The sequence below is a fragment of the Streptomyces actuosus genome (assembly GCF_016921115.1).
GTDB lineage: Bacteria > Actinomycetota > Actinomycetes > Streptomycetales > Streptomycetaceae > Streptomyces > Streptomyces actuosus_A.
Window position 1 is genome coordinate 59,711 of sequence record NZ_JAFFZS010000025.1, and the last position, 24,944, is coordinate 84,654.

Annotated in this window: 21 protein-coding genes and 1 pseudogene; 13 read left to right on the top strand and 9 right to left on the bottom strand. The window is 73.0% G+C overall.

Features of this window, described 5'->3' with window-relative positions; all coding sequences use genetic code 11:
- Positions 1–223: 223 nt before the first annotated feature.
- Positions 224–2,040, bottom strand: a pseudogene (locus JS756_RS25615) (beta-ketoacyl-[acyl-carrier-protein] synthase family protein).
- 347 nt (positions 2,041–2,387) lie between these two features.
- On the opposite strand from JS756_RS25615, the gene cpt reads away from it, so the two are divergent.
- Complete coding sequence (cpt, locus tag JS756_RS25620; RefSeq protein ID WP_205385589.1) at positions 2,388–2,942, top strand: chloramphenicol phosphotransferase CPT; 555 nt, start codon at positions 2,388–2,390, stop codon at positions 2,940–2,942.
- A 241-nt stretch (positions 2,943–3,183) separates the two neighbouring features.
- On the opposite strand, the gene JS756_RS25625 is transcribed toward cpt, so the two are convergent.
- Positions 3,184–3,837: a DUF5134 domain-containing protein gene (locus JS756_RS25625; protein ID WP_205385557.1), complete on the bottom strand. Its 654-nt coding sequence runs from the start codon at positions 3,835–3,837 to the stop codon at positions 3,184–3,186.
- A gap of 327 nt (positions 3,838–4,164) precedes the next feature.
- Between JS756_RS25625 and JS756_RS25630 the strand changes: the two genes are divergently transcribed.
- The 7 genes from JS756_RS25630 to JS756_RS25660 all read left to right on the top strand — a co-directional run bounded on the left by JS756_RS25630 (position 4,165) and on the right by JS756_RS25660 (position 11,275).
- Complete coding sequence (locus JS756_RS25630) at positions 4,165–5,472, top strand: ABC transporter substrate-binding protein (RefSeq protein ID WP_307791060.1); 1,308 nt, start codon at positions 4,165–4,167, stop codon at positions 5,470–5,472.
- 70 nt (positions 5,473–5,542) lie between these two features.
- Positions 5,543–6,493 carry a carbohydrate ABC transporter permease gene (locus JS756_RS25635; protein WP_205385558.1) on the top strand — a complete coding sequence of 317 codons (951 nt, stop codon included), beginning with the start codon at positions 5,543–5,545 and terminating at the stop codon, positions 6,491–6,493.
- Complete coding sequence (locus JS756_RS25640; RefSeq protein ID WP_205385559.1) at positions 6,493–7,326, top strand: carbohydrate ABC transporter permease; 834 nt, start codon at positions 6,493–6,495, stop codon at positions 7,324–7,326. The genes JS756_RS25635 and JS756_RS25640 overlap by 1 nt, the downstream gene beginning before the upstream one ends.
- 90 nt (positions 7,327–7,416) lie before the next feature.
- Positions 7,417–8,601, top strand: coding sequence for an ABC transporter ATP-binding protein (locus JS756_RS25645; RefSeq protein WP_205385560.1), 1,185 nt, complete (start codon positions 7,417–7,419; stop codon positions 8,599–8,601).
- A 336-nt stretch (positions 8,602–8,937) separates the two neighbouring features.
- Complete coding sequence (locus tag JS756_RS25650; protein WP_240204350.1) at positions 8,938–9,756, top strand: hypothetical protein; 819 nt, start codon at positions 8,938–8,940, stop codon at positions 9,754–9,756.
- A gap of 128 nt (positions 9,757–9,884) precedes the next feature.
- Positions 9,885–10,703: a superoxide dismutase family protein gene (locus JS756_RS25655; RefSeq protein WP_307791063.1), complete on the top strand. Its 819-nt coding sequence runs from the start codon at positions 9,885–9,887 to the stop codon at positions 10,701–10,703.
- On the top strand, positions 10,682–11,275 hold the full coding sequence (locus tag JS756_RS25660) for a copper resistance CopC family protein (RefSeq protein ID WP_205385561.1): 594 nt from the start codon (positions 10,682–10,684) through the stop codon (positions 11,273–11,275). The genes JS756_RS25655 and JS756_RS25660 overlap by 22 nt, the downstream gene beginning before the upstream one ends.
- 188 nt (positions 11,276–11,463) lie before the next feature.
- Here the strand turns inward: JS756_RS25660 and JS756_RS25665 are convergent, their stop codons facing one another.
- The 3 genes from JS756_RS25665 to JS756_RS25675 all read right to left on the bottom strand — a co-directional run bounded on the left by JS756_RS25665 (position 11,464) and on the right by JS756_RS25675 (position 14,221).
- A complete protein-coding gene (locus tag JS756_RS25665; protein WP_205385562.1) occupies positions 11,464–12,789 on the bottom strand; it encodes an MFS transporter in 1,326 nt (441 codons plus the stop codon).
- Between the two features lie 78 nt (positions 12,790–12,867).
- Positions 12,868–13,818, bottom strand: a complete 951-nt coding sequence (locus tag JS756_RS25670; RefSeq protein WP_205385563.1) for a M56 family metallopeptidase — start codon at positions 13,816–13,818, stop codon at positions 12,868–12,870.
- Between the two features lie 13 nt (positions 13,819–13,831).
- On the bottom strand, positions 13,832–14,221 hold the full coding sequence (locus tag JS756_RS25675; RefSeq protein WP_205385564.1) for a BlaI/MecI/CopY family transcriptional regulator: 390 nt from the start codon (positions 14,219–14,221) through the stop codon (positions 13,832–13,834).
- Between the two features lie 145 nt (positions 14,222–14,366).
- On the opposite strand from JS756_RS25675, the gene JS756_RS25680 reads away from it, so the two are divergent.
- The 4 genes from JS756_RS25680 (at position 14,367) to JS756_RS25695 (ending at position 18,573) form a co-directional block, all read left to right on the top strand.
- The gene (locus JS756_RS25680; protein WP_307791065.1) at positions 14,367–15,032 is read left to right on the top strand and encodes a DedA family protein; all 666 of its coding nucleotides are present in this window, start codon (positions 14,367–14,369) and stop codon (positions 15,030–15,032) included.
- A 364-nt stretch (positions 15,033–15,396) separates the two neighbouring features.
- On the top strand, positions 15,397–16,233 hold the full coding sequence (locus tag JS756_RS25685; protein ID WP_205385565.1) for an undecaprenyl-diphosphate phosphatase: 837 nt from the start codon (positions 15,397–15,399) through the stop codon (positions 16,231–16,233).
- 320 nt (positions 16,234–16,553) lie between these two features.
- Positions 16,554–18,230, top strand: coding sequence for an SWIM zinc finger family protein (locus tag JS756_RS25690; protein WP_205385566.1), 1,677 nt, complete (start codon positions 16,554–16,556; stop codon positions 18,228–18,230).
- A gap of 64 nt (positions 18,231–18,294) precedes the next feature.
- A complete protein-coding gene (locus JS756_RS25695) occupies positions 18,295–18,573 on the top strand; it encodes a methyltransferase (RefSeq protein WP_205385594.1) in 279 nt (92 codons plus the stop codon).
- 178 nt (positions 18,574–18,751) lie between these two features.
- On the opposite strand, the gene JS756_RS25700 is transcribed toward JS756_RS25695, so the two are convergent.
- The 4 genes from JS756_RS25700 to JS756_RS25715 form a co-directional block, all read right to left on the bottom strand.
- Complete coding sequence (locus JS756_RS25700; protein ID WP_205385567.1) at positions 18,752–20,461, bottom strand: FG-GAP-like repeat-containing protein; 1,710 nt, start codon at positions 20,459–20,461, stop codon at positions 18,752–18,754.
- Positions 20,458–21,594 carry a transglycosylase family protein gene (locus tag JS756_RS25705; RefSeq protein ID WP_205385568.1) on the bottom strand — a complete coding sequence of 379 codons (1,137 nt, stop codon included), beginning with the start codon at positions 21,592–21,594 and terminating at the stop codon, positions 20,458–20,460. Before JS756_RS25705 ends, JS756_RS25700 begins: the two co-directional genes overlap by 4 nt.
- A 107-nt stretch (positions 21,595–21,701) precedes the next feature.
- Entirely contained in the window at positions 21,702–23,033 is a 1,332-nt protein-coding gene (locus tag JS756_RS25710) for an FG-GAP repeat domain-containing protein (RefSeq protein WP_205385569.1), read from the bottom strand.
- 489 nt (positions 23,034–23,522) lie between these two features.
- Positions 23,523–23,675 carry a hypothetical protein gene (locus JS756_RS25715; protein ID WP_205385570.1) on the bottom strand — a complete coding sequence of 51 codons (153 nt, stop codon included), beginning with the start codon at positions 23,673–23,675 and terminating at the stop codon, positions 23,523–23,525.
- A gap of 277 nt (positions 23,676–23,952) precedes the next feature.
- Here JS756_RS25715 and JS756_RS25720 point away from each other — a divergent pair, with 277 nt between their 5' ends.
- Positions 23,953–24,942 carry a helix-turn-helix transcriptional regulator gene (locus JS756_RS25720; protein WP_205385595.1) on the top strand — a complete coding sequence of 330 codons (990 nt, stop codon included), beginning with the start codon at positions 23,953–23,955 and terminating at the stop codon, positions 24,940–24,942.
- Positions 24,943–24,944: the final 2 nt, after the last annotated feature.

Below are 24,944 nucleotides of genomic sequence, written 5' to 3' on the forward strand. Positions count from 1 at the left end.
GGCGTGGGCCCGGCGGGCGGCGGGGCGCCACGCGGCGTGGTCCGGGCCCGCGGCGGCCGGCCTCCGGCTGCGGCGCCGGTGGGCCGCTCGCCCGGCCCGCGGTGGCGCCGCCCGTACGTCGCCGTGCCCGGCGGCCCCGCTCCGGCAGGCACGTTCCCGGGCGGGCCCCGGCGGAGTGCGGCGGTCCGAACCCCGCGGGCACGCCCACCGGGACTCGGGCCGGTCAGGTGGTCCGGCGCAGGGCCGGCACCGCGTTGTGGCCGCCGGATCCGAACGAGTTGCTGAGTATCAGGTCCCCGCCGGCCGGCAGCTCCAGCGGTGCCCCGGTCACCACGTCCACGCCGAGCCCCTCTGTGTCGTCGTCGACCCGGGCGCACCCGACGGTCGGCGGCACGATCCCGTGCCGCAGGGTGAGCACGGCGGCCACGGCCTCCGCCCCGCCGGCGGCACCCTGCAGATGGCCCAGGTGCCCCTTCAGGGCGGTCACCGGGACGGACCGGTCCCCGAACACGCTGTGCAGGGCCGTGGCCTCGGCCAGGTCGCCCTCCAGGGGCGCGGTGGCGTGCGCGTTGAGTGGACGACGTCGACGAGGTGGCCTCCGGCGTCCTGCACGGCCCGTCGCAGCGCCAGCGCCACGCCGCTCCCGGTCGGATCCGGTGCCGCCATGTGGTGGGCGTCGGCGGACAGCCCCCATCCGGCGGCCTCGCAGTAGATCCGCGCCCCGCGGGCGAGGGCGTGCTCCTCGGCCTCCAGGACGAGCGCCCCCGCGCCTTCCCCGTTGACGAACCCGTCGCGGTCCCCGGCGAACGGCCGGGACGGCGACGTCCCGTCGTCCAGGCCGTGCTGCGAGAGCCCCCGCAGGGCTGCGAACGACGCCATGACGGCGGGCGTGACGACGGCCTCGGCACCCCCGGCGACGGCGACGTCGACCCGGCCGTACCGAATACGGTCGACGGCTTCCCCGATGGCCTCGGTGCCGCAGGCGCAGGCGCTGGTCACGGTCCGCGCCTCACCGGTGGTGTGCAGGTCGAGGGAGACCTGGGAGGCGGCCTGGGACGGCACGGTCATGGGCGTGGTGAGGGGCGACACACCTCGCGGCCCTTCGTCCCGCAGTCTGCGGTCCCCGCCGACGAGCACGGAGGCGTCCCCGAGGACGGCCCCGAGGCTCACGCCGACCTGCGCGGGGTCGAGGCCGCCGGACTCCGTTCCGCCCGCGCCGAACCCGGCGTCGCCCCAGGCCTCCCGGGCGGCCAGCACGGCGAACTGCGCGGCCCGGTTCATCCGCCGCGCGGCGGCGCGGTCCAGCAGTGACACCGGGTCCACGGGCACGGTCCCGGCCACCCGGACGGGCAGCTCCTCGAACCCGGGCCCGTCCAACTCCCTGATGCCGTGCCGCCCTTCGAGCAGGCCCTGCCACAACTCGCCGACGCCGACGCCCAGGGGCGTCACGGCGCCGAGCCCGGTGACGACGACGCGCCGGGGCCGCGGGACCGCGGGCTGCGTCCCGTCGGGCCGCGGCAGATGCCGCACGACGTTCCCGTCCTCCTCGGCGCTCGCGGACCAGGCCCGCACCTCGTCGTCGGAGAAGACGACGTCGCCGCAGCCGTCCAGCTCCCGGTGCCAGACGCCCCACCGGCGCGCGTAGGTCACTTCCTCGGCCGCGGGGTCGACGACGCGCAGGACGCGCACCCGGTCCCCGTCCCGGAGGTCGACGGCGGTCAACTCGTCGCTCCCCAGCAGCGGGACGCTCCTCGGATCGATCCGCCGGCTCCCGACGGTGACCCGCCGCTCCCTGCTCAGCATGCGCTCGCGGTCGCTTCCGCCGAGCACCGGCCGGAAGACCAGCCGGATCGACTCCGGCGACTCGGGAACGGTGTGCAGGACGACGTACCAGCGGGAGGCGGCGGCATCCTCGGGCGAGAGCGCGAGCAGGTCGCCGGGAACGACTTCGGCGACGCTGACGGTGTGGGGCTCGATCGGCACTTCCGAGGCACGGAACGACGAGGAACGGGACGAAGGCGCACGGAACGAAGAAGGCATACCCGTACAGGCTCCCTGTAGGCCGAATCGGTTGCAGAGCGGACTGAAATGAGTGAACCGGGCAAAGGGTGAGAACGCCACGACTGAAGGGCGAACCTGTCTGTTTTGCTACCTTATGTAAGGTCTCTCTCGATGTGATACTGCGTCAGTCCGTCACTCTGCGAGATGACTTGCCGGTGCTCGCGTCCCGCTGTGCGACCGGTCACGCTCGCGCCGTCCGCACTCCCGGTGGTGAGTTGTCCACACCGTCCGGTATGTGGCGGCCCTCACGGTCGCCACGGGGGCCGGGCGGAAACCCGCTGGGCCCGTCGCCCCGCTTTCCCTACCCTGACGCGGTGACGACTCAGATGATCATCCTCAACGGTGGCTCCAGCTCCGGAAAGTCCGACATCGCGCGCTGCCTCCAGGCCGTCCTGCCGCAGCCCTGGCTGACCCTCGGTACGGACACGCTGGTCGACGCCATGCCCGCCTCCCTGCAGGCGTCGGACGGGGGCATCGAGTTCGCCCCGGACGGTGAGGTGTCCGTCGGACCGGAGTTCCGCGCGCTGGAGGCGGCCTGGATCGACGGCGTCGCCGCGATGGCCCGCGCCGGTGCCCGGATCGTCGTCGACGAGGTCTTCCTCGGCGGGCCCCTCTCCCAGCAGCGGTGGCAGAGGGCGCTGGGCTCCCTGCCGGTGCTGTGGGTGGGCGTCAGGTGCGACGCCGAGGTGGCCGCGGGGCGCGAGATCGCCCGAGGCGACCGCATCCGCGGGATGGCCGCCGCGCAGGCGGACCTGGTGCATCGGGGCGTGGTGTACGACATGGAGGTCGACACCACGCGCACGGAGTCGCTGGACTGCGCCCGCGCCATCGCCGCACGGCTCGACGCACCGACGCCCGCCGCCGGGGCGCCGTCCGCGTGAGGCCGAACCCGGCGCGCACGAGGAGGTGCCCGCCGCCTGCGGCGGAGGGCGCGTCCTCGCCCGGACCGCGCGCGCCGAAGGCGGCACGCGCCCGGCCGACGGGCGCCGACCGGGCCCCGAGCGGGGCCGCGGGTGACGTGTGCCCGGGGCGGCGGGCGCGGGCCGGGGCGACCCGCGGCTGTCCGCGGGCGACCCGACCGGGTGTCGCCGGGCCGGGCCGTCACCGGACCGGGCGCCCGGCTCACATCGCCAGCACCATGGCGAGCATGCCCATGGCCAACGACAGGCGGCACGCCAGACCCACCGCCGGCTCCTGCCACGCACGTGGTGACGTGCCGTCCGTTCCACCCGGCCCTGGCCCGGGCCCCGGCCTCGGCACCGCGGTGGCGCAGGCGGCGGCCGGCGTGGGCACGAGCCGTGCGCCGACCCGCAGCACGTACAGGGTGTAGTAGGCCAGCAGCACCAGATCCACCAGGGGCGTGCCCATCGAGGCGTGCCCCCCGTGCTGCATGCCGTCCGTGCCCGTCATGCCCGCCATGCCCCCCGGGCCCGCGCCGCCGATCGGGGCCGCCATCAGGGCCGCCATGTAGGTCATGGTCGCCGCGTCCACGGTGTGGTGGAGGCGGTGTGCCTCGCCGCGGGCGAACAGCAGCGCCCGCACGGCCAGGCCGGTGAACAGCGCGCCCAGCGCCGACGGCCCCCATGCGCCCGTCGCGGGCGCGAGGCCGGGCGCCGCCATCAGGGCCATCCCGATCCCCATCGCCGCCTCCGCGCGCGCCGTGCGCCGGGCGGGCCGGTCGGCCGGCGCCCGCCGGCGCGACCTCACCGCACACAGCACCCCCGTGGCCGTACCGAGAGCTGTCAACAGCCATCCCACCAACGGTGGCTCACCCATGCGATCACCCCGCCCATCCACCTTCCTCCTCGCGGCGGGGCGTACCCGGGCGCGTGAGGGCAGACCCCGCGCACAGGAGGCGCGAAACCGTGCGGTGCGCCCCGCCGTGCCCACCCGCCCCGTCCCGCACTGCGACCGGCAGGCGCGCGGAGCAGGGGGCGCCGTGAGCGGGCGGGCGGGCGCGGATACCACATTCGATTGGGCGATATGGGCGATGTCGGGGCTCTCGGCCCGTCATATGGCGTTCTGGGGGCTTAGCGTGGTCGCGGAAGAGAAGCGCGCCGGGCCCAGTCCCGTGCCACCATCCCGGAATCGAGGTGTCGCCGCGTGCGCGGGTGCGGAATCCAGCGGGCTCCGGGCAAGAAGGTGCGTTCCGCGCAGCAGCGGTGGCTGAGGGCTCTTGCCGTACTGCCGCTGCTGGCGTCCCCGCTCGCCGCGTGCGGCGGCGGTGGGGGATCCGGCCCGGTCACCATCAACTGGTACAACTTCCCCGACGACTCCGGCGCCCTGCAGAAGGCGGCCGACCGGTGCGGTCAGCAGTCCGGCGGACGCTACCGGATCGTCTACCACAAGCTTCCGCGCGCCGCCGACGGCCAGCGCCAGCAGCTCGTCCGCCGGCTCGCCGCCGAGGACGACTCGATGGACGTCCTCGGTCTCGACGTCACCTGGCCCGCCGAGTTCGCCGAGGCGCGCTGGATCCGCGAGTGGACGGGCCGTGCCAAGCAGCTGGCCACCGAGGGCACCCTGCGCGTCCCCCTCCAGACGGCGACCTGGAAGGACAAGCTCTACGCCGTCCCGTACAACACCAACACCCAGCTGCTGTGGTACCGCAAGGACCTGGTGCCCACACCGCCCAGGACCTGGTCGGAGATGCTGGACATGGCGCGCCGCCTGGCCCAGCAGGGCAAGCCCCACTACGTGGAGATCCAGGGCGCCCAGTACGAGGGGCTCACCGTCTGGTTCAACACGATGGTCAGCAGCGCGGGCGGATCCATCCTCAACCCGAGCGCCACCGAGGCCTCCCTCGGCCCGCCCGCGGTGCGGGCCGCCGGCGTCATGCGCGACATGGCGAACTCCCCGGCCGCCGACCCCTCCCTGTCCAACCAGATGGAGGACCAGAACCGCCTGGCCATGGAGTCGGGCGTGGCGGCGTTCGAGCTCAACTACCCGTTCGTCTATCCGTCGATGAAGGCGAACAACCCGCAGCTGTTCAAGAACTTCGCCTGGGCCCCCTACCCCCGCGTCGACGCCGACCGGCCGTCACGGCCCACCATCGGCGGCATCGACCTGGCGGTGAGCGCCTACTCGCGCCACCCCGACCTGTCCTTCGAAGCGGCCCTGTGCCTGCGCGACCGGCAGAACCAGCTCACCGCGGCGCTGGAGGGCGGCCTGCCGCCGACCCTGCGAGCCCTGTACGACGACGCGTCGTTCGTCGAGCAGTACCCGTTCGCCGGAGAAGTGCTCGACGCCCTCCAGTCGGCGAGTGTCCGCCCGATCACCCCGGCCTACCAGAACGTGTCGATCGTGATCTCCCACGCGCTCTCCCCACCCTCCGCGATCAAACCGGAGAGCACGGTCGCCACCATCAGCAGCCAGATCGACGATGCCCTGCAATCCAAGGGTGTGATCCCGTGAACCGCCACCGCCCCCAACCCACCGCCGGCCGGCACCGTCGTGCGCGATACCCGCACCGGGGTGGTCCGAGATGAGCGCGCAAGCCCCGTCGGCCGCGGGCCCGCCGCCCGCCGAGCAGCAGCAGGGGCAGGACCGCAAGGCCCTGTCGGAGGGCGCCCGTCAGGAGCGGCGGCTCGGCTGGCTGCTCTGCGCCCCGGCCGTGATCGTCATGCTCGCGGTGACCGCCTACCCCATCGGATACGCCGTCTACCTCTCCCTCCAGCGCTACGACCTGCGCTTCCCGGGGCAGGCCAAGTTCATCGGGCTGAGCAACTACGGCGTCGTGCTGTCCTCCTCGTACTGGTGGGACGCCTTCTGGGTGACGGTGTTCATCACGGGTGTCTCCGTCGCCATCGAACTGGTCCTCGGCATGGGGCTCGCCCTGGTCATGCACCGGACGATCTTCTGGCGCGGCACCGTCCGCACCTCGGTGCTCATCCCGTACGGAATCGTCACGGTGGTCGCCGCCTACTCCTGGCAGTACGCCTGGACCCCCCAACTCGGCTACCTCGCCGGGCTGCTGCCCAGCGGCAGCGCCCCGCTGACCGAGCAGTGGCCCGCCCTGTGGCTGATCGTCCTCGCCGAGGTGTGGAAGACCACGCCGTTCATGGCCCTGCTGCTCCTCGCGGGCCTCGCCCTGGTGCCCGAGGAGACCCTGCGGGCGGCCATGGTGGACGGCGCCTCCCCCTGGCAGCGCTTCACCAAGGTGATGCTGCCCCTGATGAAACCGGCGATCCTGGTGGCACTGCTCTTCCGTACGCTCGACGCGTTCCGGATCTTCGACAACATCTACATCCTCACCTCGGGCGCGCACGGCACCGGGTCCGTGTCGATCCTCGGCTACGACAACCTGTTCACCGCCCTGAACCTGGGCATCGGATCGACGATCTCGGTGCTGATCTTCATCTGCGTCGCGATCATCGCGTTCGCGTTCGTCAAACTGTTCGGTGCGGCGGCACCCGGCGCGGAGGTGAAGCGCTGATGGCCGCCGTGGGAAGGTCGCACGCCGTCCGCTGGGGCGTCCTGAACGTGGCGGTGGTGCTGTACGCCCTGTTCCCGGTGTGGTGGATCATCGCCCTGTCCTTCAAGGACCCCAGCACCCTCACCGACGGCGACTACATCCCCAGGCAGTGGACCTGGGAGAACTACCGGGGCATCTTCCAGACCAGCGAGTTCACCCGCGCGCTGATCAACTCGATCGGCATCGCCCTGATCTCCACGACGATCGCCGTCGTGCTGGGCACCATGGCCGCCTACGCGGTGGCCAGGCTCAGGTTCCCCGGCAAGGGGCTCCTCATCGGCATGTCCCTGCTGATCGCGATGTTCCCGCCGATCTCCCTGGTCTCGCCGCTGTTCAACATCGAGCGCATCCTGGGGATCTTCGACACCTGGATCGGCCTGATCATCCCGTACATGACCTTCTCGCTGCCGCTGGCCATCTACACCCTGTCGGCGTTCTTCCGGGAGATCCCCTGGGACCTGGAGAAGGCCGCCAAGGTCGACGGGGCCACTCCGGCGCAGGCGTTCCGCCTGGTCATCGCCCCGCTGGCGGCGCCGGGCGTGTTCACCACGGCCATCTTGGTGTTCATCTTCTGCTGGAACGACTTCCTCTTCGCGATCTCGCTGACCTCCACCAACCGCGCGCGGACCGTGCCGGCCGCGATCGCGTTCTTCACCGGCAGCTCGCAGTTCGAGCAGCCCACGGGGTCGATCGCCGCCGCCGCCGTGGTGATCACCGTCCCGATCATCATCTTCGTCCTGTTCTTCCAGCGGCGGATCGTCGCCGGACTGACCTCCGGCGCGGTCAAGGGGTGACCGGCACCCGGGCGGCGGGCCCGCCGTGGACCCGCCGCCCCGATTGCGCACCCCTGACCCGGAAGCTGTGAAGACAAGGAGGCACCACCGATGGCCGAGATCGTCCTCTCGGGAGTCACCAAGCGTTTTCCCGACGGATCCCTCGCCGTGCAAGGCGTGGACCTCGACATCGCCGACGGCGAGTTCGTGATCCTGGTCGGTCCGTCCGGATGCGGCAAGTCCACCACCCTGAACATGATCGCCGGCCTGGAGGACATCACCGAGGGCACCCTGAGCATCGGCGACCGGGTCGTGAACGATCTTCCGCCCAAGGACCGCGACATCGCGATGGTGTTCCAGAGCTACGCCCTGTACCCGCATCTGAGCGTCCGCGAGAACATGGGCTTCCCGCTGCGCCTGGCCAAGGTGGACAAGGCGACCGTCAACCAGAAGGTCGAGGAGGCCGCGCGGGTCCTGGACCTGAGCGAGTTCCTCGACCGCCGGCCGGCCGCCCTGTCCGGCGGCCAGCGGCAGCGCGTGGCCATGGGGCGGGCGATCGTCCGCGACCCGAAGGCGTTCCTGATGGACGAGCCGCTGTCCAACCTGGACGCCAAGCTCCGCGTCCAGATGCGCACCCAGATCGCCCGACTGCAGCGGCGCCTGGGCACCACCACCGTGTACGTCACCCACGACCAGACCGAGGCGATGACCCTCGGCGACCGTGTCGTCGTCATGAGGCTCGGAGTCGTCCAGCAGGTCGGAACGCCCGCACAGCTCTACGACCTCCCACGCAACCTCTTCGTCGCCGGCTTCATCGGCTCCCCGGCGATGAACTTCCTCAACGCCACCGTCGAGGGAAGCATCCTGCACTCCGCCCTCGGGGACCTCCCCCTGGACGACCGGACGAGGCAGGCACTGGAGCGGCAGAACGCACCCCGCGAGGTCATCGTCGGCCTGCGGCCCGAGGCCTTCGAGGACGCGGCCCTGGCGCACGACGCCCACGGACCGGTCATCACCGCCACCATCGACGTGCTGGAGTCCCTGGGCTCCGACGTGTACGTCTACTTCACCCAGGAGGGCGGCCCCGCGCAGAGCGCCGAACTGGAGGAACTCGCCACCGACTCGGGCCTGAAGGACACCGGCGCCGGTGGCGTCCAGCAGGTTGTCGCCCGCCTGGACGCCGCCACGCGCGCCCGGGAGGGCCAGCCGCTGGACATGCGGGTCGACATGAGCAAGGCCCACGTGTTCGACCCGAGGACCGGCACCAACCTCTCCCACCCGGAGAACGCCGGCTGACGCACCGAACCGGGGCGGGCCGTTCCCGCCCGTCCTGCTTCCGTGATGGGCCGTGACCCGGCCCGTCCTGCTTCCGTGATGGGCCGTCACCCGGCCCGTCCTGCTTCCGGGGTGGCTCCGCGTCCGTTCGGCCGCGCAGCCACCCCGCTTCCGTGCCCGCCGCGTCCCCGGATCGGCCCCGGGGCGACCTCGCCCTCGGAGCGGTGGAACCGTGGGGCGGCGCCCGGAGCATGACGGCAGACGCAGCGGGCAGGGTTCGGGCGACAGGCGGGTGAACGCGGGGGACCGGCCGTCCGTAAGGGACAGGAAGCCCCACGGCCAGCGAGGAGTCGTCCCATGTCGTGCCGGACGCGTCACCGCGCCCGCCGAGCGAGCCGGGGAGGCCGGACACCCGGCGTCCCCGCGCACGCCGCAGGCGCCGTGCGCCCGGTACGGGCCGTGCTCTTCGCGGCCCTGTGCGTGGTGACGACCGCTCTCGGACACACCCTCATGTCGGGCGAGTTCCTGCCCTGGTGGGCGGTCGGCCTCGCGTTCGCGGCCGTCGTGCCGGGCGGGTGGTGGCTGACCGGCCGCGAGCGTGCGGCGCTCACGGTCGTCGGATCCACCGTCGCCGCGCAGGCGCTCCTGCACCTGCTGTTCGTCGCCGCGTCCCGGCCGGTTCCCGTCGGGGACGGCGCGGAGGCCACGAGCGGGGCCTGCTGCTCGGGCATGCCGGGGACGATGTCGCTGTCCCCCATGGGCATGACGATGCGTCACGGCATGCCGACGGGCGGCTCCGGACCGCTGCCGGGGCCCTCCGGCTCGGGCTTCGTGTCCGCGGTGACACACGGGGGATCCGTCGGGATGCTTCTGGCCCATGTGCTGGCCGCGGCCCTGTGCGGACTCTGGTTGTGGCGGGGGGAGGCGGCGGTCCACCGGACCGGCCGGACCCTGGCGGCCTTCCTCGTCGCCCCGTTGCGGCGGATCCTCCGGGCGTCCTCCGGCACACGCGGTCTCACCGGCACCCGGTCGTGCCGGGCCGTCCGCCACGGCGCGGAGCACTGGCGGCCCACCGAGTCCGTGCTGAGACACGTCGTCGTGCGCAGAGGACCACCACGGCGCCGGCCCCGAACCGGTTGCCCGTCCCCCCGTCTCCCGCGCCCCGCCCGGTCCTGAACCCGGACCCGACGGCGGCGGCCCGCGCGCGGGCGGGGACAGCGGCACGGCCGACGAGCGCACCCGCGCGTCGGCCCGTTCACCTCGCTCTCCAGGGCCCGCACCCTGCGTGACGTTCCGGCGCCTCGGTGACCACCGAGCAGCGCCCGACGGCCGTGTGCCGCGACACCGTCCGCAGGACCGGTCCCGCCATCGATCAGGAGTTCCCCTTCATGGACCAGTACACGGCCGGCCGCGCATCCGGGCAGGACGGCGTGCCCGCGACGCGGCAGACGACACAGCCGGTGGCGCCGTCGGCGATGCGGCCGGTGACGCGGCCGGCGACGTCCGAGCGGCACGAAGACCCGCGGGCCCGCCGCATGCGGACCCGCCTCGCCGTCTGCGCCACCGCCACGACGGCCACCGCGCTGCTGCTGTCCGGCTGCGGCGGCGATTCCTCCGCCGACACGTCGGACAAGGCCGCCGCAGCCTCGGCGGCCCCCTCCAAGGGCATGGACGGAATGTCCGACATGGCGATGGGTGACCCCCAGGCCACCCCTGCCGACAAGATCCCCGGCGCCGAGGTGGTGAAGGGCACCTTCGCGTTGCTCGACACCCGTCCGCCCGGCATGGACGACGTCAAGGGCACGGCCTGGCTGGCCCAGGGACCGAAGGGCACCACGGTGACGGTGTCCCTGACCGGTCTGGAGCCCGGCCACCACTACATGGCCCACCTGCACGCCCAGCACTGCGACGCCGACAACGGCGGCCCGCACTTCCGGTTCACCGAGGGCGGCCCGACAGCGCCGCCCAACGAGGTCCACCTGATGTTCGACGCGGACGCGTCGGGCAAGGCCATGACGACCGTCGACAACGGCAAGAAGACCGGCACCGGCGCGGTCGCCGTCGTCGTCCACCCCATGGAAGCAATGGACAACCGGATCGCATGCGCGGACTTCGACTTCTGAGGGCGCCGGCCGTCCTGACGGCCTGCCTGGGCGTGCTGCTGCTGACCGGCGCGACCCCGGCATCCGCCCACACCGCACTGAAGGACGCCACACCGGCACCCGGCTCCACGGTCGGCACCGGAACCGGCGTCGTCGCGCTGACCTTCGTCAAGCTCAAGCCCGGCACCACACCGGAGATCAGCCTCACCGGACCCGACGGCACCGCGGTGCCCGTCGGCCGACCCACGGTGACCGACGGCGCCGTCACCTGCGCCACGGTCAGCCCACTGAAGGCGGGCGTCACCACGCTGACCTACACGGTCACCGCCTCCGACGGCGACACCCAGACCAGCGCCTTCCAGTTCCAGGTCGCCGACGGCGCGCAGGCCGTGCGGACCCCGGACGCCTGCCGGGGGCTGAACCTCGCGGCACCGGGCGCGGACCGGGACACGGGGGGCACGCTCCTGGGCCTGGACCGCACCACCGCCCTGGTCGCCGTCGCGGCGGCCGTCGCGGCCGCCGGTGGGGCAGCCCTGGTGGTGCGCAGGACGCGCCGCCCGCGATCGAGGGGAAGGAGGAGAGCTGTGGCGTGACCGCGGCCCGGCGCCCGCGGGTCCGGCCGTGGTCCGCGCGCGCCCGCTCCCGCCGGGCCCGACGGCACCTCAGGTGCGGTCGGGCCCGGCCCGCACGGCGCAGGCACCGCACCACGACGAACCCGGCTGCGTCTCCCGCCTCGGGGCGCGGCGCCGCACGTCAGCCACGGGGGCGTGCGGCACGCACATCAGGTGTCGGAGGCCTGGGTGCGCCACAGCAGGACGAGTGCCGCGGCCTGGACGCACGCCACCACCGTGATCAGCGCGGGAACCGACACCTCGTACAGGACACCGGTCAGGGCCCCGCCCGCCAGCGCGGCGCCGCCCATGACCCCGGCGAAGACGCCGTACGCGGTGGCCCGGCGGCCGGGCGCCACCAGGTCGGCGACGGTGGCGCGCAGCGTGGACTCCTGCACGCCGACCGCCGCGCCCCACACCAGGGCACCCAGGACGACGACCGCCGTGCTGCCGGCGAACGCCAGCACGGGCACGACCGCGGACAGAAGCGGCAGCACGACGAGGACGCGGGGGCCGTGACGGTCGTAGAGCCAGCCGGTGGCGAGCGCGGAGACCGCGTCGGCGACCATCGCGGCGGCGTAGAGCACGGGGACCGCGGCGGTGGGCAGCAGATGCCGGGTGACCAGGTGGAAGGAGAGCACACCGAAGGTGGCGAAGCCCAGCAGGGTGACCGCGGTGAAGGCCGCGTACACCCAGAACGCGCGTGGCAGCCGCGGACGCTCCGCCGCCCCGCCCGGCGGATCCGGAGCCCGGGCGGCGGACCGGCGGGACGCCCTCTCGTACGCCGCGGGGTCGGTGACCCGGGCGCGCAGCCACACCAGCAGAGCGAGCGCGACCACCCCGGGAACGGCCAGCACACCGAACGCCGGCGCGTAGTCGCCGCCGGTCACGGCGAGGACACCGGCCACGGTGAGCGGGCCGATCAGCGCACCGACCTGGTCCATCGCCTCGTGCACCGCGAAGCCGCGGCCACGCCCGGTGGCGGCGGTGGCGTGGGACAGGAGGGTGTCCTTGGCGGGGGAGCGGACCGCCTTGCCGACCCGTTCGGCCACCACCAGCGCACACGCGGCCCACAGCACCCCGGTCAGTCCGAGCAGCGGGACACTGGCCGCGGTCAGGGCGTACCCGGCGATCGTCCACCCCCAGAAACGTCCGGTGCGGTCGGCCAGTGGGCCCGACACCAGCCGCAGTCCCAGCGCGGCGGCCTCCCCGGCGCCCGTGACCACGCCCACCACGGCCGCGGAGGCGCCCAGGTGGGCGAGGAACGGGCCGGTGACGGACCGGGCGCCCTCGTAGACGAAGTCCATCAGCAGGCTGACCGTGCCGAAGACCACCACGAAGCGCCACGCCGTCAGCCCCGGCGGCGACGGCGGCGGCGACGGCCATGGTGCGTCCGGGCCCGGATCCCGCTCCGGCGCGGGCTGTGTGCCGCCGGGTGTGCCGGGTGTGCCGGGCCCTCCGATGTCGTCGGGTTCGCCGGGGCCGCTGGGACTCATGTCCTCCCCCTCCTCACCGGCACGCCGCGCTGCCGGGTCCCGCACGGTCCGCCGTGTGCTCGGCGGTGCGCACGCCGCCTATGACACGCCCACCGTTTCCAGCAGGAGGTGCAGGTCGCGGGTGGCCTCCGCGGTGGCGAGGGTGGCCGCGACGAGGACGGCCGCGGTGGTGGTGGCCAGGATCCGGTGACGGTCCAGGGGCGGCGCGAGCAGGGCGGCGACGCGGCGGGGGACCGGGCCCGCCGAGGCCAGGGGCCCGCGGCGGCCGAGGAAGCCCAGGATGCCGAGGGCGGCGCCCGCCGGGCGGGGCGGGGCGGGCCGGCTGTGCTGCGCGAGGGCGGCCTTGCCCACGGTCCGGGCGACGCGGCCGCGGTCACCGGTCCGGGCGGCGGCGTCCTCGTCGGCCCAGCGCTCGATGGTGTACGTGACGGCGGCGGCCAGCGGACGCAGCAGCGGATTGGCGGAGGCGCCGAGCTGGGCGAGGGCGACGAAGGCGTAGTGGTGCCCGCTGAGATGGGCGCGCTCATGGGCGAGCAGGACGGCGCGCTCGCTCCGGTCGAGCCGGTCGAGCATGCCGGTGGAGACGACGACCCGGCCCGGCAGCCCCGGTACGGCGAACGCGTCGGGGACCTCGTCGTCGACGACGACCAGGCCGTCGCGCGTGGGCATGCAGGCCGCGTCGACGGCGGCGGAGGCCAGGGTGCGGGCCCGGCGCCAGAGCATGCGGGCGGCCGTGACGAGGGCGCCGCCGAGCAGGAGCCCGGCGATCAGGGCGACGGAGAGTTCCGCGGGGGCGTCGCGCTGGGCGGTGTGCGCCGACCAGTGGCCGAGCGCGGCGAGCTGCGGGACGCGCAGCAGGCCGGTGGCCGCCAGCAGACCCAGCGAGACGGTGCTCGCCGCGCCCAGGACGAGCGCGGAGGCGGTGAGCAGCCAGGTCGCCAGGCGGGGCTCGCACCGCTCCGCCAGCGGGCGGGCGCCGAGCGGGGCCGGCAGACAGAGCAGCAGCGGGACGTACACGGCGACATGCATGCGGGCGCCTCCCTCACCGGCCGGGCTTCTGCTCGGGGTCGAGGAGGTGACGTAGCAGGTCGGCGTCGGTGTCCGACAGGGTGTCGGCGAAGCGGGCCAGCACGGCCTCCCGGTCGGGCCGCTCCTCCAGCACGGTGCGCATGCGACGGGCGGCGAACCCGGCGTCGTCGGTCACCGGGGCGTAGGCGTAGGCCCGGCCGCGCGGGGTGCGGGTGAGCAGGTCCTTGGCGTGCATCCGGGTCAGGATCGTCACCACGGTGCTGTAGGCGAGTCCGCCGCCGAGCCGTTCGGTGACCTCGCCCGGGGTCAGCGCGGCGTCCGCCCGGTGCAGCAGGGTGAGGATCTCGGCCTCGCGGGCGCCGTTGGGCCGCTTGGGGCCCCGGTCCTGGGTCTCGCCGCGCATGGGTTTGTCGTTCTCCCGCTCGTCTTCTACATTCGTGTAGAACTTCTACGGCGGTGTAAAACTCGCCGTCTCCTGAGTGTGCCACGCGTGTGTGTCCGGGGGCAGTCCGCACCCGGTGGCCGCGCCCGGCCGGAAAGGATCCAGGGTGATCCAGGCCCTCAACCCGCTGGACGCCACCTCGCTGCTGACGGCGTTCGGCACCGTGGGCGTGTTCCTGGCGCTGTTCGCCGAGACAGGCCTGCTGATCGGCTTCTTCCTGCCCGGCGACTCGCTGCTGTTCACAGCCGGGCTGCTGTGCACCACGCACGGCGGAAGCGGCGGCGTGCACCTGGCGCTGCCGGCCGTGCTGGCCGCCGCCGCGGCCGGGGCCCTGCTCGGTGCCCAGGTGGGGCACCTCCTCGGCCGCCGTGCGGGCCGGACGCTGCTGGCCCGCACCCGCAACCGGCACCTGGCGGACGGCGTCTCGCGGGCCGAGGACCTGCTCGCCCGGTACGGCCACGGCAAGGCCATCGTGCTCGCCCGCTTCGTCCCGGTGGTGCGCACCGTCCTCAACCCGCTGGCCGGCATCGTGGGCGTGCCCACCCGCACCTTCGCCCTCTGGCAGATCATCGGCGGACTGCTCTGGACGGCCGGCCTGGTCCTCGGCGGCTACGCCCTCGGGTCGAGCATCCCGAACGTCGACCGCTACCTGCTCCCGCTGGTCGGCCTGATCGTGGCCGTCTCCCTGCTGCCGTTGCTCCTGGAGGCGCTGCGGGCCCGCCGCCGTGCCCGCGCGGCGGCACACGCCCCGACCCGTGAGCACGCGGGGTGAGCCCCGCGCCCCCGCCCCGCGCCACCCGTGGTCCCGCTGCCGCCCGCCGCGTCACCTCCCCTGCCCTGGCGCCGGCCTCGGCCCGGGCCTCGGCCCCGGCTCCGATGTGGGTGCCGGTGCCGGGCCGAGCCGTCCGCGTCGGGGTGGTCCGAGCCGCAGTCACCGGCGCGGCCCGTACCGCCGGTGACTCCCGCGCCGCCGCTGCTGTCCGCGCCGGGGCGATCCGCGCCACCGGCGCCCTCGGTGCCGATGCGGTCCGTTCCGCCCCGGCCGTCCGCGCCGTCGGCGCACCCTCCGGCCGAAGGCCGGCCACCGTGGGGGCCTGGCTCCGCCTACCCCCGACATGCCTCAGATTGGGACCCCGATGAGTGCCATCAGCCTTGGTCAGTCCGTCGTCCTCGGCGTCGTCGAAGGATTGACCGAGTTCCTGCCCGTCTCCTCCACCGGCCACCTCAAGATCGCCGAAGGGCTCATGGGGATCCCGGTCGACGACGACTCCGTCGTCGGTTTCTCCGCCGTCATCCAGGTCGGCGCCATCGCCGCCCTGCTCGTCTACTTCTTCCAGGACATCCGCCGCTTCGTCACCGCATGGGGCCGCGGCCTGCGGAACAAGGAGGAGCGGTACCACCACGACTACAAGTTCGCCTGGTGGGTCATCTACGCGACCGTCCCGATCGTGATCGTGGGCCTGGCCGCCAAGCCGCTCATCGAGGGCCCGCTCGCCTCGCTGTGGGTGGTGGCGGGCTCGCTCATCGTCGGATCCGGCGTGATGTGGGTCGCCGACCAGATGGGACGCCACAAGCGCGGAGAGGACGACACCTCGTTCAAGGACGCGATGCTGGTCGGCACCTCGCAGATCCTCGCGCTGCTCTTCCCCGGCTTCTCCCGGTCCGGCGCCACCATGTCCACCGCCCTCATGCTGGACCTGGACCGCGTCGCCGCCACCCGCCTGTCCTTCTTCCTCGGCATCCCGGCGCTGACCGGCGCGGGACTGTACGAGCTGAAGGACGCCCTGGGCGCCGGCGTGGGCGTCGTCCCGCTGGCCGTCGGCACGGCCGTCTCCTTCGTGGTCGCCTACGCCACCATCGCCTGGCTGCTGAAGTTCGTCGCCACGCACTCCTTCAACGCCTTCGTCGTGTACCGGGTCCTCATCGGCACAGCACTCCTCGGCCTGCTGGCCACCGGCGTGCTCACGGCCTGACCGCCATCGCCCGGCACCCGTACCACCACGGACGCACGGCACGGCTGCCCGGCCGGCACCGCCGACGGCAGTTCGCCTCGGCCGTCTCCGCGTGAGGGCCGGTCCCGCTCCGCCGCCGGAGCGGGACCGGCCCTCGTCCGTGGCGGGTACACCCTCGCCCGTTCCGCCCCCGCCCGGCCACCTCTCCCGCGCCGAGGCGCCCGGCCCTGGGCCGGGCCGAGAGGCCGATCCCGGGGCAAGGCGCTCCGCGCGCCCCGCCCGCGCCCCCTACGCTGGCGGAGCGGCAACCGCACCACCACAGCAGGACGGGAAACGGACCCATGCGCGTCATCACCGAGGCGAACCTCAAGAAGCTGGCCGGTGCCCGTTCCTTCGAACGGGGCCGCGGCTACCTGGACGCGGTGTCCGGGGTCGAGATCGGTGACGGCTGGGTCAGCGCCAGCGTCCACGGCACCGAGCGGTACGAGGTGGAGTTGGTCCTGGACGGGCCCGGCGGGCCGACCGGCACCTGTGACTGCCCGTACGGCCTGGACGGCAACTTCTGCAAGCACCTGGTCGCCCTCGGCCTGACGGTGCTCGCCCGGCGGGCGAGCCTGCCGCGGCAACGGAAGGCCGCCCAGGACCGCGCACAGCACCTCGACGCATGGCTGTCCGCCCTGCCCAAGGCCGAGTTGCTCGCCCTGCTGCGGGAACAGATCGACGAGGACCGGCAGTTGCGGCGCCGCCTGGAACTGAAGGCCGCGAGCGCCCGCGGGGACCTCGACGCGGTCCGGTCCCGCATCCGTGAACTGCTCGACATCGGCCCCTTCGCCCAGTACGGCCACGTCGAGTACGCCGATGCCCGCGCCTACGCCGACCAGGCCGGGCAGGCGGTGTCCGCGATCAGGGAGCTGACCGGTTCGGGCCGGGCCACCGACGCGATCACCCTGGCGCGGGAGGCGATGCGGCAGCTGGCCGAGGCGCAGGAGAGCGTCGACGACTCCGACGGCCGGCTCGGGCAGATCGGCGCGGACCTGGCCGAGGCCCACCTCGACGCGTGCCGGACGGCACGCCCCGACCCCGGGGAACTCGCGCGCTGGCTGGTCGGTCATGTGCTCGGCGACATCGACGACGGTCTGACGGACATCGATCCGCTCGACTACGAGGACGTCCTCGGCGCCCCGGGAACGGCCGTCCTGCGGAGGACGACGGTCGAGGCGTGGCAGCGCAACCGGCGCGGCTGGGCGGAGAAGTACCTGATGGAGCGTCTGGCCTCGGCGGACGGCGACGTCGACGCGGTGATCGCCGTGCACGCCGCCGGCCCCTCACCCGACGGCCGTACCCATCTGCTCATCGCCGCCGAGCTGGACGCCGCCCGGCGCTCCGACGAGGCCCTGCACTGGGCCGAACGCGGCATCCGGGAAACCCGTGACCTCGCAGCCGTCGACACCGGCCTCGTCGACTACCTCTGCGACCGCTACACGCAGGCGGGCCGTCCGGCGGACGCCGTCTCCGTGCGCCGTGACCACTTCGGCGCCCGCCGCACCCTGGCCGCGTACCGGCAGTTGCGCGCCGCCGCGCGGGCCGCGGACCGCTGGACGGCCGAGCGTGAGAACGCCCTCGCCCGACTACGTGCCGACGCCGAACAGCGGCAGCACGGCCGGTGGGCCGGCCCGGTCCTGGTCGACGCCCTGCTCGACGACGAGGACGTCGACGCCGCCTGGCAGGCGGCCGTCGAGACCGGCGCCGACGACCGGCAGTGGCTCACCCTCGCCGACCAGGCACGGGCCCGCCGTCCCGCCGACGCCCTCGGCGTCTACCTGCGGCTGGCCGAACCACTGACCGGGCAGACCGGCAACCCGGTCTACGAACGGCTCGTGGCCCTCCTGCTGAGCATCCGCGACTGCCACCGCCGCCTGGCCACGGAGGACGCGTTCACCGCGTACGTCACCACCCTGCGCGCCGCCCACGAGCGCAAGCGCAACCTCATGCGGCTGATGGACGAACACGGCCTCTGAGCCGGACGCGGCGACTTCGCGGACGTCCCCCCGGGCGGGCGACGTCCACCTTCTCTCCCGCGTCCTGCACGACTGGGACGACGACCGTTGCCTGACCATCCTACGCTGCTCCGCCGACGCCATGCCGGCGCACGCCGACCTCCTCGTCGTCGAACGCCTCCTGACGCCCGACGACACCCCGTCCCTGGCCACCGCGCGGGAACTCCACACGATGTGCAACACCGGGGGCCGCGAGCGCACCGCGGACCACTACGCGCGACTCCTGAACGCCGCCGGACTCGACCTCGTCGCCCACACCCCCCTCCCTCTCGGCGCCCGCACCCTGCACGTCCGGAGGGCCTGACGCGCCGGTATCAAGTGGCAGAAGACGCCACCGTGGCCGTCGAGTGCACCATGGTCCGGCTCGCCGGACATCCTCGCCCCAACCGCTGTCACGAGCGCAAGGCCACTTGCTTCCCGGAGTTCCCCAGCAGTGCCTGCACCGTCATCTCCACCGCAGGCTCACCACATGTGATGACCTCTCAGAAGAGGAGTTCACCGCTCGGATAGCCGGTGCCGATCCGGGTGCGCGGACTGTAGTACGAGGCGCCGTTGCCCCGGTAGAACCACAGTCCGCCGTCGGCGTCCCGGCCGACGAGATCGGCCCTTCCGTCCCCATCGAGATCGCCGGGTGCGGCGAGGGCGGCGTAGATCTGCCATCCGGTGCCGATCTGGGTGCGTCGGCCGTACGACGAAGCGCCGTTGCCTTCGTAGAGCCACAGCGCGCCTGCCGAGTCCCGGGCGATCAGGTCGGGTTTGCCGTCGCCGGAGAAGTCGCCCGGAGCCAGTAGCGCGTCGTAGATCTGCCACCCTGTGCCGATCTGTACCGACGCCCCGTAGCCGCCCGTCGCGGTTCCCGGGTACAGCCACAGGCCGCCGGCGGCGTCCCGGCCGATGAGGTCGGGTTTGCCGTCGCCGGAGAAGTCGCCCGGTGTGAGGAGGCTGTCGCCAGACGCCCACCCGGTGCCCACCTGGACGCGCGTGCTGCCGGAGTAGGTGCCCGTGGCGGGGGCGACCGGATAGCGCCACAGGGTTCCGTCGCCGTCGACGGCCAGGACGGCGGCGCCCTCCCGGGCGAGCAGCCTCATGCCGCTCCACCCCGTTCCCACCTTGCAGGCACCGGCTACACCACCGCCGGCTCGACCGGCGTACCGGAACAAGCCGCCGGCCGCGTCCCTGCGGAGGACGGCGCCGGCGTCGGGGTCCTCCGCAGGGCAGTCCGCCCAGTAGGCGGCGCCGCGCAGCAACCGGTGGTCGGAGACCGCGGTGTCCTGAGACAGCACATCGGCCTTGGCGCCGGTGAAGTGACGCGCGGAGAAGAACAGATAGTCGATCTTCGAGGTGCCGAAGGTCGGTTCGCCGCTGCGGCAGCGGGTGCGGCCGGCGGAGCACGGATCGCTCAGGAAGTAGTCCTGGTCCGTCTCGTCGGCCTCCCTGAAGGTGCCCATGCCGCCGTCGTCGATGCCGGGTTCGTAGAACTCGGAGGCGACCTTGCTGCGCGGGGTGCTGTTGAAGTCGCCGCCGAGGACCACCGGGAGGCCCTCGTCCTCCCACTGTCGGGCCTGGGCCGCGAGCTTGACGGCCTCCTGGTCGCGGAGGGTGGCGTCGTTCCAGTAGAGGTGGACGGAGCAGCCCCAGCCGGCGCGGTACTGGGTCCAGGTCTTCACGCAGGGCACTTTGACGGGTTCACTCTCGCCGCCGACGGTCAGATCGAGGACCGCGGCGTCCGTGACGACGCCCTTGGTGAGTACGGCGACCCCGTAGTCGCTGCCGCCGCAGACGTCCGTGCGGCCGGTGAGGGTGGCGGTGAACAGGCCCTGGAACCCTCGTGACTGGAGCTTCGAGCGGATCGCGTCGTACTGCGGGCGACACACCTCCTGGAGGTAGAGCTGGTCGGCGTTCCAGGTGGCGCCCGTGGCCTCGCCGACGACGGTGTCGATGCGACGCTGGTTGTCGTAGCCCCGGGCGTCGGAGCACATGTTGCCGCACAGGTTGTAGCTGACGAAGCGCAGCGGAGGGTTGTCCGCCCCGGCCACGCTGTCGGCCTGCGCCGTGGGGGCGGGCCCCAGGGCGCCGGCCAGGCCCACTGCGGCGGCGACGAGGAGGGCGCCGAGGCGCCTGCGGTGGGGTGCGGAGGTCTTCGTGGTGAGCCGGCGGTCCGCGACTCCTGGAAGGTCGGCTGCGAGGTTCACCAGTTGGTACCGATCTTGACGGCTGTGCCGCCTGCGAAGGTCGGGCCGGCGTACCGGTACAGGTACTGGGTGGAGACGTTCACGGCGAGGAGGTCGGGTACGCCGTCCCCGGTGACGTCGCCGACCCCGGTGAGGCTGGTCATGGTGTCCCAGTTGGTGCCGATCCTGGTGCGGGTGCTGCCGCCGTAGCCGGGGCCGGAGTAGCGGTACAGGTCGCCGGTGGACTTCTCCACCGCGAGGATGTCCGCCACCCCGTCGCCGGTGAGGTCCCCGACGCCGACGAGAGTGCTCATGCCGTTCCAGCCGTAGCCGATGCGCACGCGGGTGCTGCCGCTGTAGCCGGGGCCGGAGTAGCGGTACAGGTCGCCGGTGGACTTCTCGACCGCGATCAGGTCCGGCGTGCCGTCCCCGGTGAGGTCGCCGACGGCGACGATGTTCGTCATCGAGTCCCAGTTGGTGCCGATCTGCACGCGGCTGCCACCGTTGTAGTTCGGGCCGGAGTAGCGGTAGAGGTTCCCGTTCGCGGCGTCGACGGTGAGGATGTCGGCCACCCCGTCGCCGGTGAGATCCCCGATGCCGACGATGTCGCTCACGCTGTTCCAGCCGTAGCCGATGCGCGCGCGGGTGCTGCCGCCGTAGCCGGGGCCGGAGTAGCGGTACAGGTCGCCACTCGACTTCTCCACCGCGATGAGATCGTTCACCCCGTCGCCCGTGAGGTCTCCCACCTGCGTGAGGTCGGCCATGGCCGACTGCGGAGCGGGAGGTTCGGCAGGGTACGGGTCGGTGTGGTCGTCGCCGAGGCCGGCGGCCGGGCCGCAGGTGGGCCAGGCCCCCTCGCCCTGAGTGGCCAGGACCTTCTCCCCGATGCGGATCTGCTGTTCCTTGGTCGCCTGGTGGGGGTAGGCGGCGTACTGTTGCCCGCCGAATGCGTTCCAGGTGGACTTGCTGAACTGCAGGCCGCCGTAGTAGCCGTTGCCGGTGTTGATCTGCCAGTTGCCGCCGGACTCACACTGGGCGACCTTGTCCCAGGTGGAGACGGACGCCGCCGCGGCGGGGCTCGAGGTCGTGAACGGCAGGGCCACGGCGGCGACCAGCGCCGGCAGGGTGGCTCTCCTCCAGAAAGACATGGGCATGACAGATACTCCTCGACGAAGGGGTGAAGGACGTGAAGGCGCAGGGGCCGGAGCGGGGAGGCGGGGCCGGTGATCCGCACCGGCCCCGTACAAGTCACCGCCAGCTGCTACCAGTTGGTGCCGATCTTCACAGCGCTGCTGCCGGTGAAGCCGGGCCCCGAATAGCGGTACAGGTACTGGGTCGAGGCGTTGACGGCGAGGAGGTCCGGCACGCCGTCGCCGGTGAGGTCGCCGACCCCGGTCAAGTTGATCATGGTGTCCCAGTTGGTGCCGATCTGCACGCGGCTGCCACCGTTGTAGTTCGGGCCCGAGTAGCGGTACAGGTTCCCGGTCTCGGCGTCGACGGCGACGATGTCCGCGACGCCGTCGCCGGTGAGGTCGCCGACCCCCGTCAGGGACGTGTAGGCGTTCCAGCCGTAGCCGATCTTCACGCGGGTGCTGCCGCTGTAGCCGGGGCCGGAGTAGCGGTACAGGTCGCCGGTGGACTTCTCGACCGCGATCAGGTCCGGCGTGCCGTCCCCGGTGAGGTCGCCGACGGCGACGATGTTCGTCATCGAGTCCCAGTTGGTGCCGATCTGCACGCGGCTGCCACCGTTGTAGTTCGGGCCGGAGTAGCGGTAGAGGTTCCCGTTCGCGGCGTCGACGGCGAGGATGTCGGCCACCCCGTCCCCGGTGAGATCCCCGATGCCGATGATGGTGCTGACGGTGTTCCAGCCGTAGCCGATCTTCACGCGGGCGGTGCCGCCGGTGTAGTTCGGGCCGCTGTAGCGGTAGAGATCACCGGTCGCCGTCTCCACCGCGACGACGTCGGTCACCCCGTCCCCGGTCAGGTCGCCGACCGCGGTGACGTTGGTCATGCCCTTGTCCGGCACGGTCACCGGGGACTCCACCACCTTGTTGTACCGGTACGGCTTGAAGCCGTTGGATGTGATGTACGTACGGCTGTAGGTGGTCTTGTGGGCGGTCGTTCCCGGTCTGGCCTCCTCCATGATGGTGGCCGTGGAGTGACTGGAGTCGGTCCAGCCGACGAAGAGGACCACATGCGCGTTGATGTTGTTCAGCGCGTCACCCGGCTGCAGGTCGTCCAGGCTGCCCAGCTTGGTGGAGTAGTTCGGCAGCGTCCAGGTGGTGGCACTGGTGGTCAGATGCCAGGCCATGGACACCATGCCCGAGCAGTCGGTGCGGTAGGTGGTCCCCTCGGGGTCCCGGTAGTAGGCGGACTGGCTGTACGGGACCGCCTGATCGACCCAGTACTGGGCGCGATCGATGATCTCGCTGCGGTTGATGGAGCCGCCGATGGTCGAGGTGGTGGACGCGGCCAGTGCGGTGGCGGGCACCTGGGCGGACGTGGCGTGCGTGGGCCCGAGGGCGGTGAGGGCGACTGCGGCCAGGGCGGTGGCGACCATGGTGGAGCGGAGGACGGAACGACGCATGGACATGCGGAATCTCCAGACTCGGGAAGCGAAGGAGGGGGTAGAAGCGGAGGAAAGGGGCGTGCGGGGATGCCCGGGGTGCAGGTGAACGGAGGCCGGAGCGGGGGAGGGGCGACGGAACCCGCGTGACGGGGAAGACGCGGCGCCTTGCGCGGCGATCGGGGGCCGGCGCCGCAGCGCTATGCGGGCGGGACCGGGAGGACCGCGGTGTAACCGTGAGCGGCGAGAGGGGTCCGCGCCCGTTCGAGCAGGGGCCGTACGGCCGTGAGGGCGTCGGCGTCGGACCTGCAGAGGAGGAAGAACACCGCTTCCAGGCCTGCCGGACCCACCGGGCGGACTCTGACGTGTTCCAGTCGGGTGTCGGGTGTCGCGTGTGCCCACAGCAGATCGTGGAGCAGGGCGCAGACCCCCGGAGGTGGCGTGAGAGGCCGGGGCGGACCGGCGAGTCCTGCGCCGGTACTGCCGCGCAGTGCCACGCCGATGATCCGCATCGGGTCAATCCCAGCCGATGACGTCGCCGGCGACGGCGAGCGACACGTTCGCCGGCTCGCTGTCCCAGCCGATGACACCGGCGCCGGCGAGGGCGGCGGTGGACAGGGCGACGGCGACGACGGGGGCGGCGACAAGGCGACGGACGGTGCGGAACATGCGGGATCCCCCCAGGGACACAACTGGCGTCGGACGATTGACTGTCGGGAGGAGGCCCGGCGGCCGTGGTGCCGTCGTCCCTCCCGGTGATCACCATCCTGCCGGGGGCGTCACCGCCCCGGAAGCGTCTGCGACTGGCACCAAGGTGGCGGGCACCAAGGTGCCACGGGGCGTCCCCGGGAGGTGCAGGTTGCGTGAAGCCCTCACCCCGAGCATGATCAAGTCGTGATTGTCCTGTGCATGTACAGGGCCATGCGCTCTTCCTGGGGGGATGGACGTGTTGGAAGCGCTGGGGTTGGGGCCGGGACTGGAGTCGGTGTACCGGGGGCTGCTGGCGCACCCTGACGACGGGGTGGCGGAGCTGAGTGCCCGCCTGTCGCTGTCCGAGACCGACGTGCGCGAGTTCCTCGACCAGTTGGTGGATCTGGAACTGCTCCGGCCGTCACGGGACAGCCCGGGCATGTTGCGCGCGGTCAGCCCCGACCTGGGCCTGGAAGTGATCCTGCGCCGCCAGGAGGCCGATCTCCTGCGCCGCCAGGAGGAACTGACACGCAGTCGGGAAGCGGTGGCCCGCACGGTCGCCGAGTTCGCCATCCTCCATCCCAACACCGACCAGGGCGGAGCCGAGCGACTGGTCGGCCTCGACGCCATCCAGCGGCGCCTGGAGAGTCTGGCCCGTGACCTCAAGGAGGAGTGCCTGGCCATCGAACCGGGGGGCGCGCAGTCACAGGCCAGCCTGGACGCCTCCCGCCCCCTGGACGAACAGGCACTGGCCCGCGACGTACAGCTGCTGACGATCTATCAGGACAGCGCCCGCAACGACCCGGCCACCTTCGCCTACGCGCGCTGGATCAGCGAACAGGGCGGACAGGTGCGCACCAGCCCGCTGCTGCCGCCGCGCATGCTCATCTTCGACCGCTCCACCGCCGTCGTGCCCATCGACCCGACCCGCACCCGCCTCGGCGCGCTGTGCACCGAGGTCCCCGGCATCGTGGCGTCGCTCGTCGCACTCTTCGAGCAGACCTGGGAGACGGCGGTCCCGCTCGGAGCGGACCATCGAAGCCCCTCGGACGGCATCGGTCTGTCCCCGTCGGAACGGGAGCTGCTCAAACTGCTGGCGGCCGGCATGACCGACGAGGCGGCGGGCAAGCGCCTCGGCGTCTCTCTGCGCACCGTCCGCCGGCAGATGGCCGGCCTGATGGAACGCCTCAACGCCACCAGCCGCTTCGAGGCCGGCCTGAAGGCAGCCCAGCAGGGCTGGCTCTGACG

What these genes read in the sequence shown, in the direction of transcription:
- JS756_RS25635 (WP_205385558.1), top strand. Translation starts at nt 5,543, where the DNA reads ATGAGCGCGCAAGCCCCGTCGGCCGCGGGCCCGCCGCCCGCCGAGCAG.
- JS756_RS25685 (WP_205385565.1), top strand. Translation starts at nt 15,397, where the DNA reads ATGAGTGCCATCAGCCTTGGTCAGTCCGTCGTCCTCGGCGTCGTCGAA.
- JS756_RS25715 (WP_205385570.1), bottom strand. Translation starts at nt 23,675, where the DNA reads ATGTTCCGCACCGTCCGTCGCCTTGTCGCCGCCCCCGTCGTCGCCGTC.
- JS756_RS25650 (WP_240204350.1), top strand. Translation starts at nt 8,938, where the DNA reads ATGTCGTGCCGGACGCGTCACCGCGCCCGCCGAGCGAGCCGGGGAGGC.
- JS756_RS25690 (WP_205385566.1), top strand. Translation starts at nt 16,554, where the DNA reads ATGCGCGTCATCACCGAGGCGAACCTCAAGAAGCTGGCCGGTGCCCGT.
- JS756_RS25670 (WP_205385563.1), bottom strand. Translation starts at nt 13,818, where the DNA reads ATGCATGTCGCCGTGTACGTCCCGCTGCTGCTCTGTCTGCCGGCCCCG.
- JS756_RS25675 (WP_205385564.1), bottom strand. Translation starts at nt 14,221, where the DNA reads ATGCGCGGCGAGACCCAGGACCGGGGCCCCAAGCGGCCCAACGGCGCC.
- JS756_RS25645 (WP_205385560.1), top strand. Translation starts at nt 7,417, where the DNA reads ATGGCCGAGATCGTCCTCTCGGGAGTCACCAAGCGTTTTCCCGACGGA.
- JS756_RS25665 (WP_205385562.1), bottom strand. Translation starts at nt 12,789, where the DNA reads ATGAGTCCCAGCGGCCCCGGCGAACCCGACGACATCGGAGGGCCCGGC.
- JS756_RS25705 (WP_205385568.1), bottom strand. Translation starts at nt 21,594, where the DNA reads ATGCCCATGTCTTTCTGGAGGAGAGCCACCCTGCCGGCGCTGGTCGCC.
- JS756_RS25640 (WP_205385559.1), top strand. Translation starts at nt 6,493, where the DNA reads ATGGCCGCCGTGGGAAGGTCGCACGCCGTCCGCTGGGGCGTCCTGAAC.
- cpt (WP_205385589.1), top strand. Translation starts at nt 2,388, where the DNA reads ATGATCATCCTCAACGGTGGCTCCAGCTCCGGAAAGTCCGACATCGCG.
- JS756_RS25660 (WP_205385561.1), top strand. Translation starts at nt 10,682, where the DNA reads ATGCGCGGACTTCGACTTCTGAGGGCGCCGGCCGTCCTGACGGCCTGC.
- JS756_RS25710 (WP_205385569.1), bottom strand. Translation starts at nt 23,033, where the DNA reads ATGTCCATGCGTCGTTCCGTCCTCCGCTCCACCATGGTCGCCACCGCC.
- JS756_RS25625 (WP_205385557.1), bottom strand. Translation starts at nt 3,837, where the DNA reads ATGGGTGAGCCACCGTTGGTGGGATGGCTGTTGACAGCTCTCGGTACG.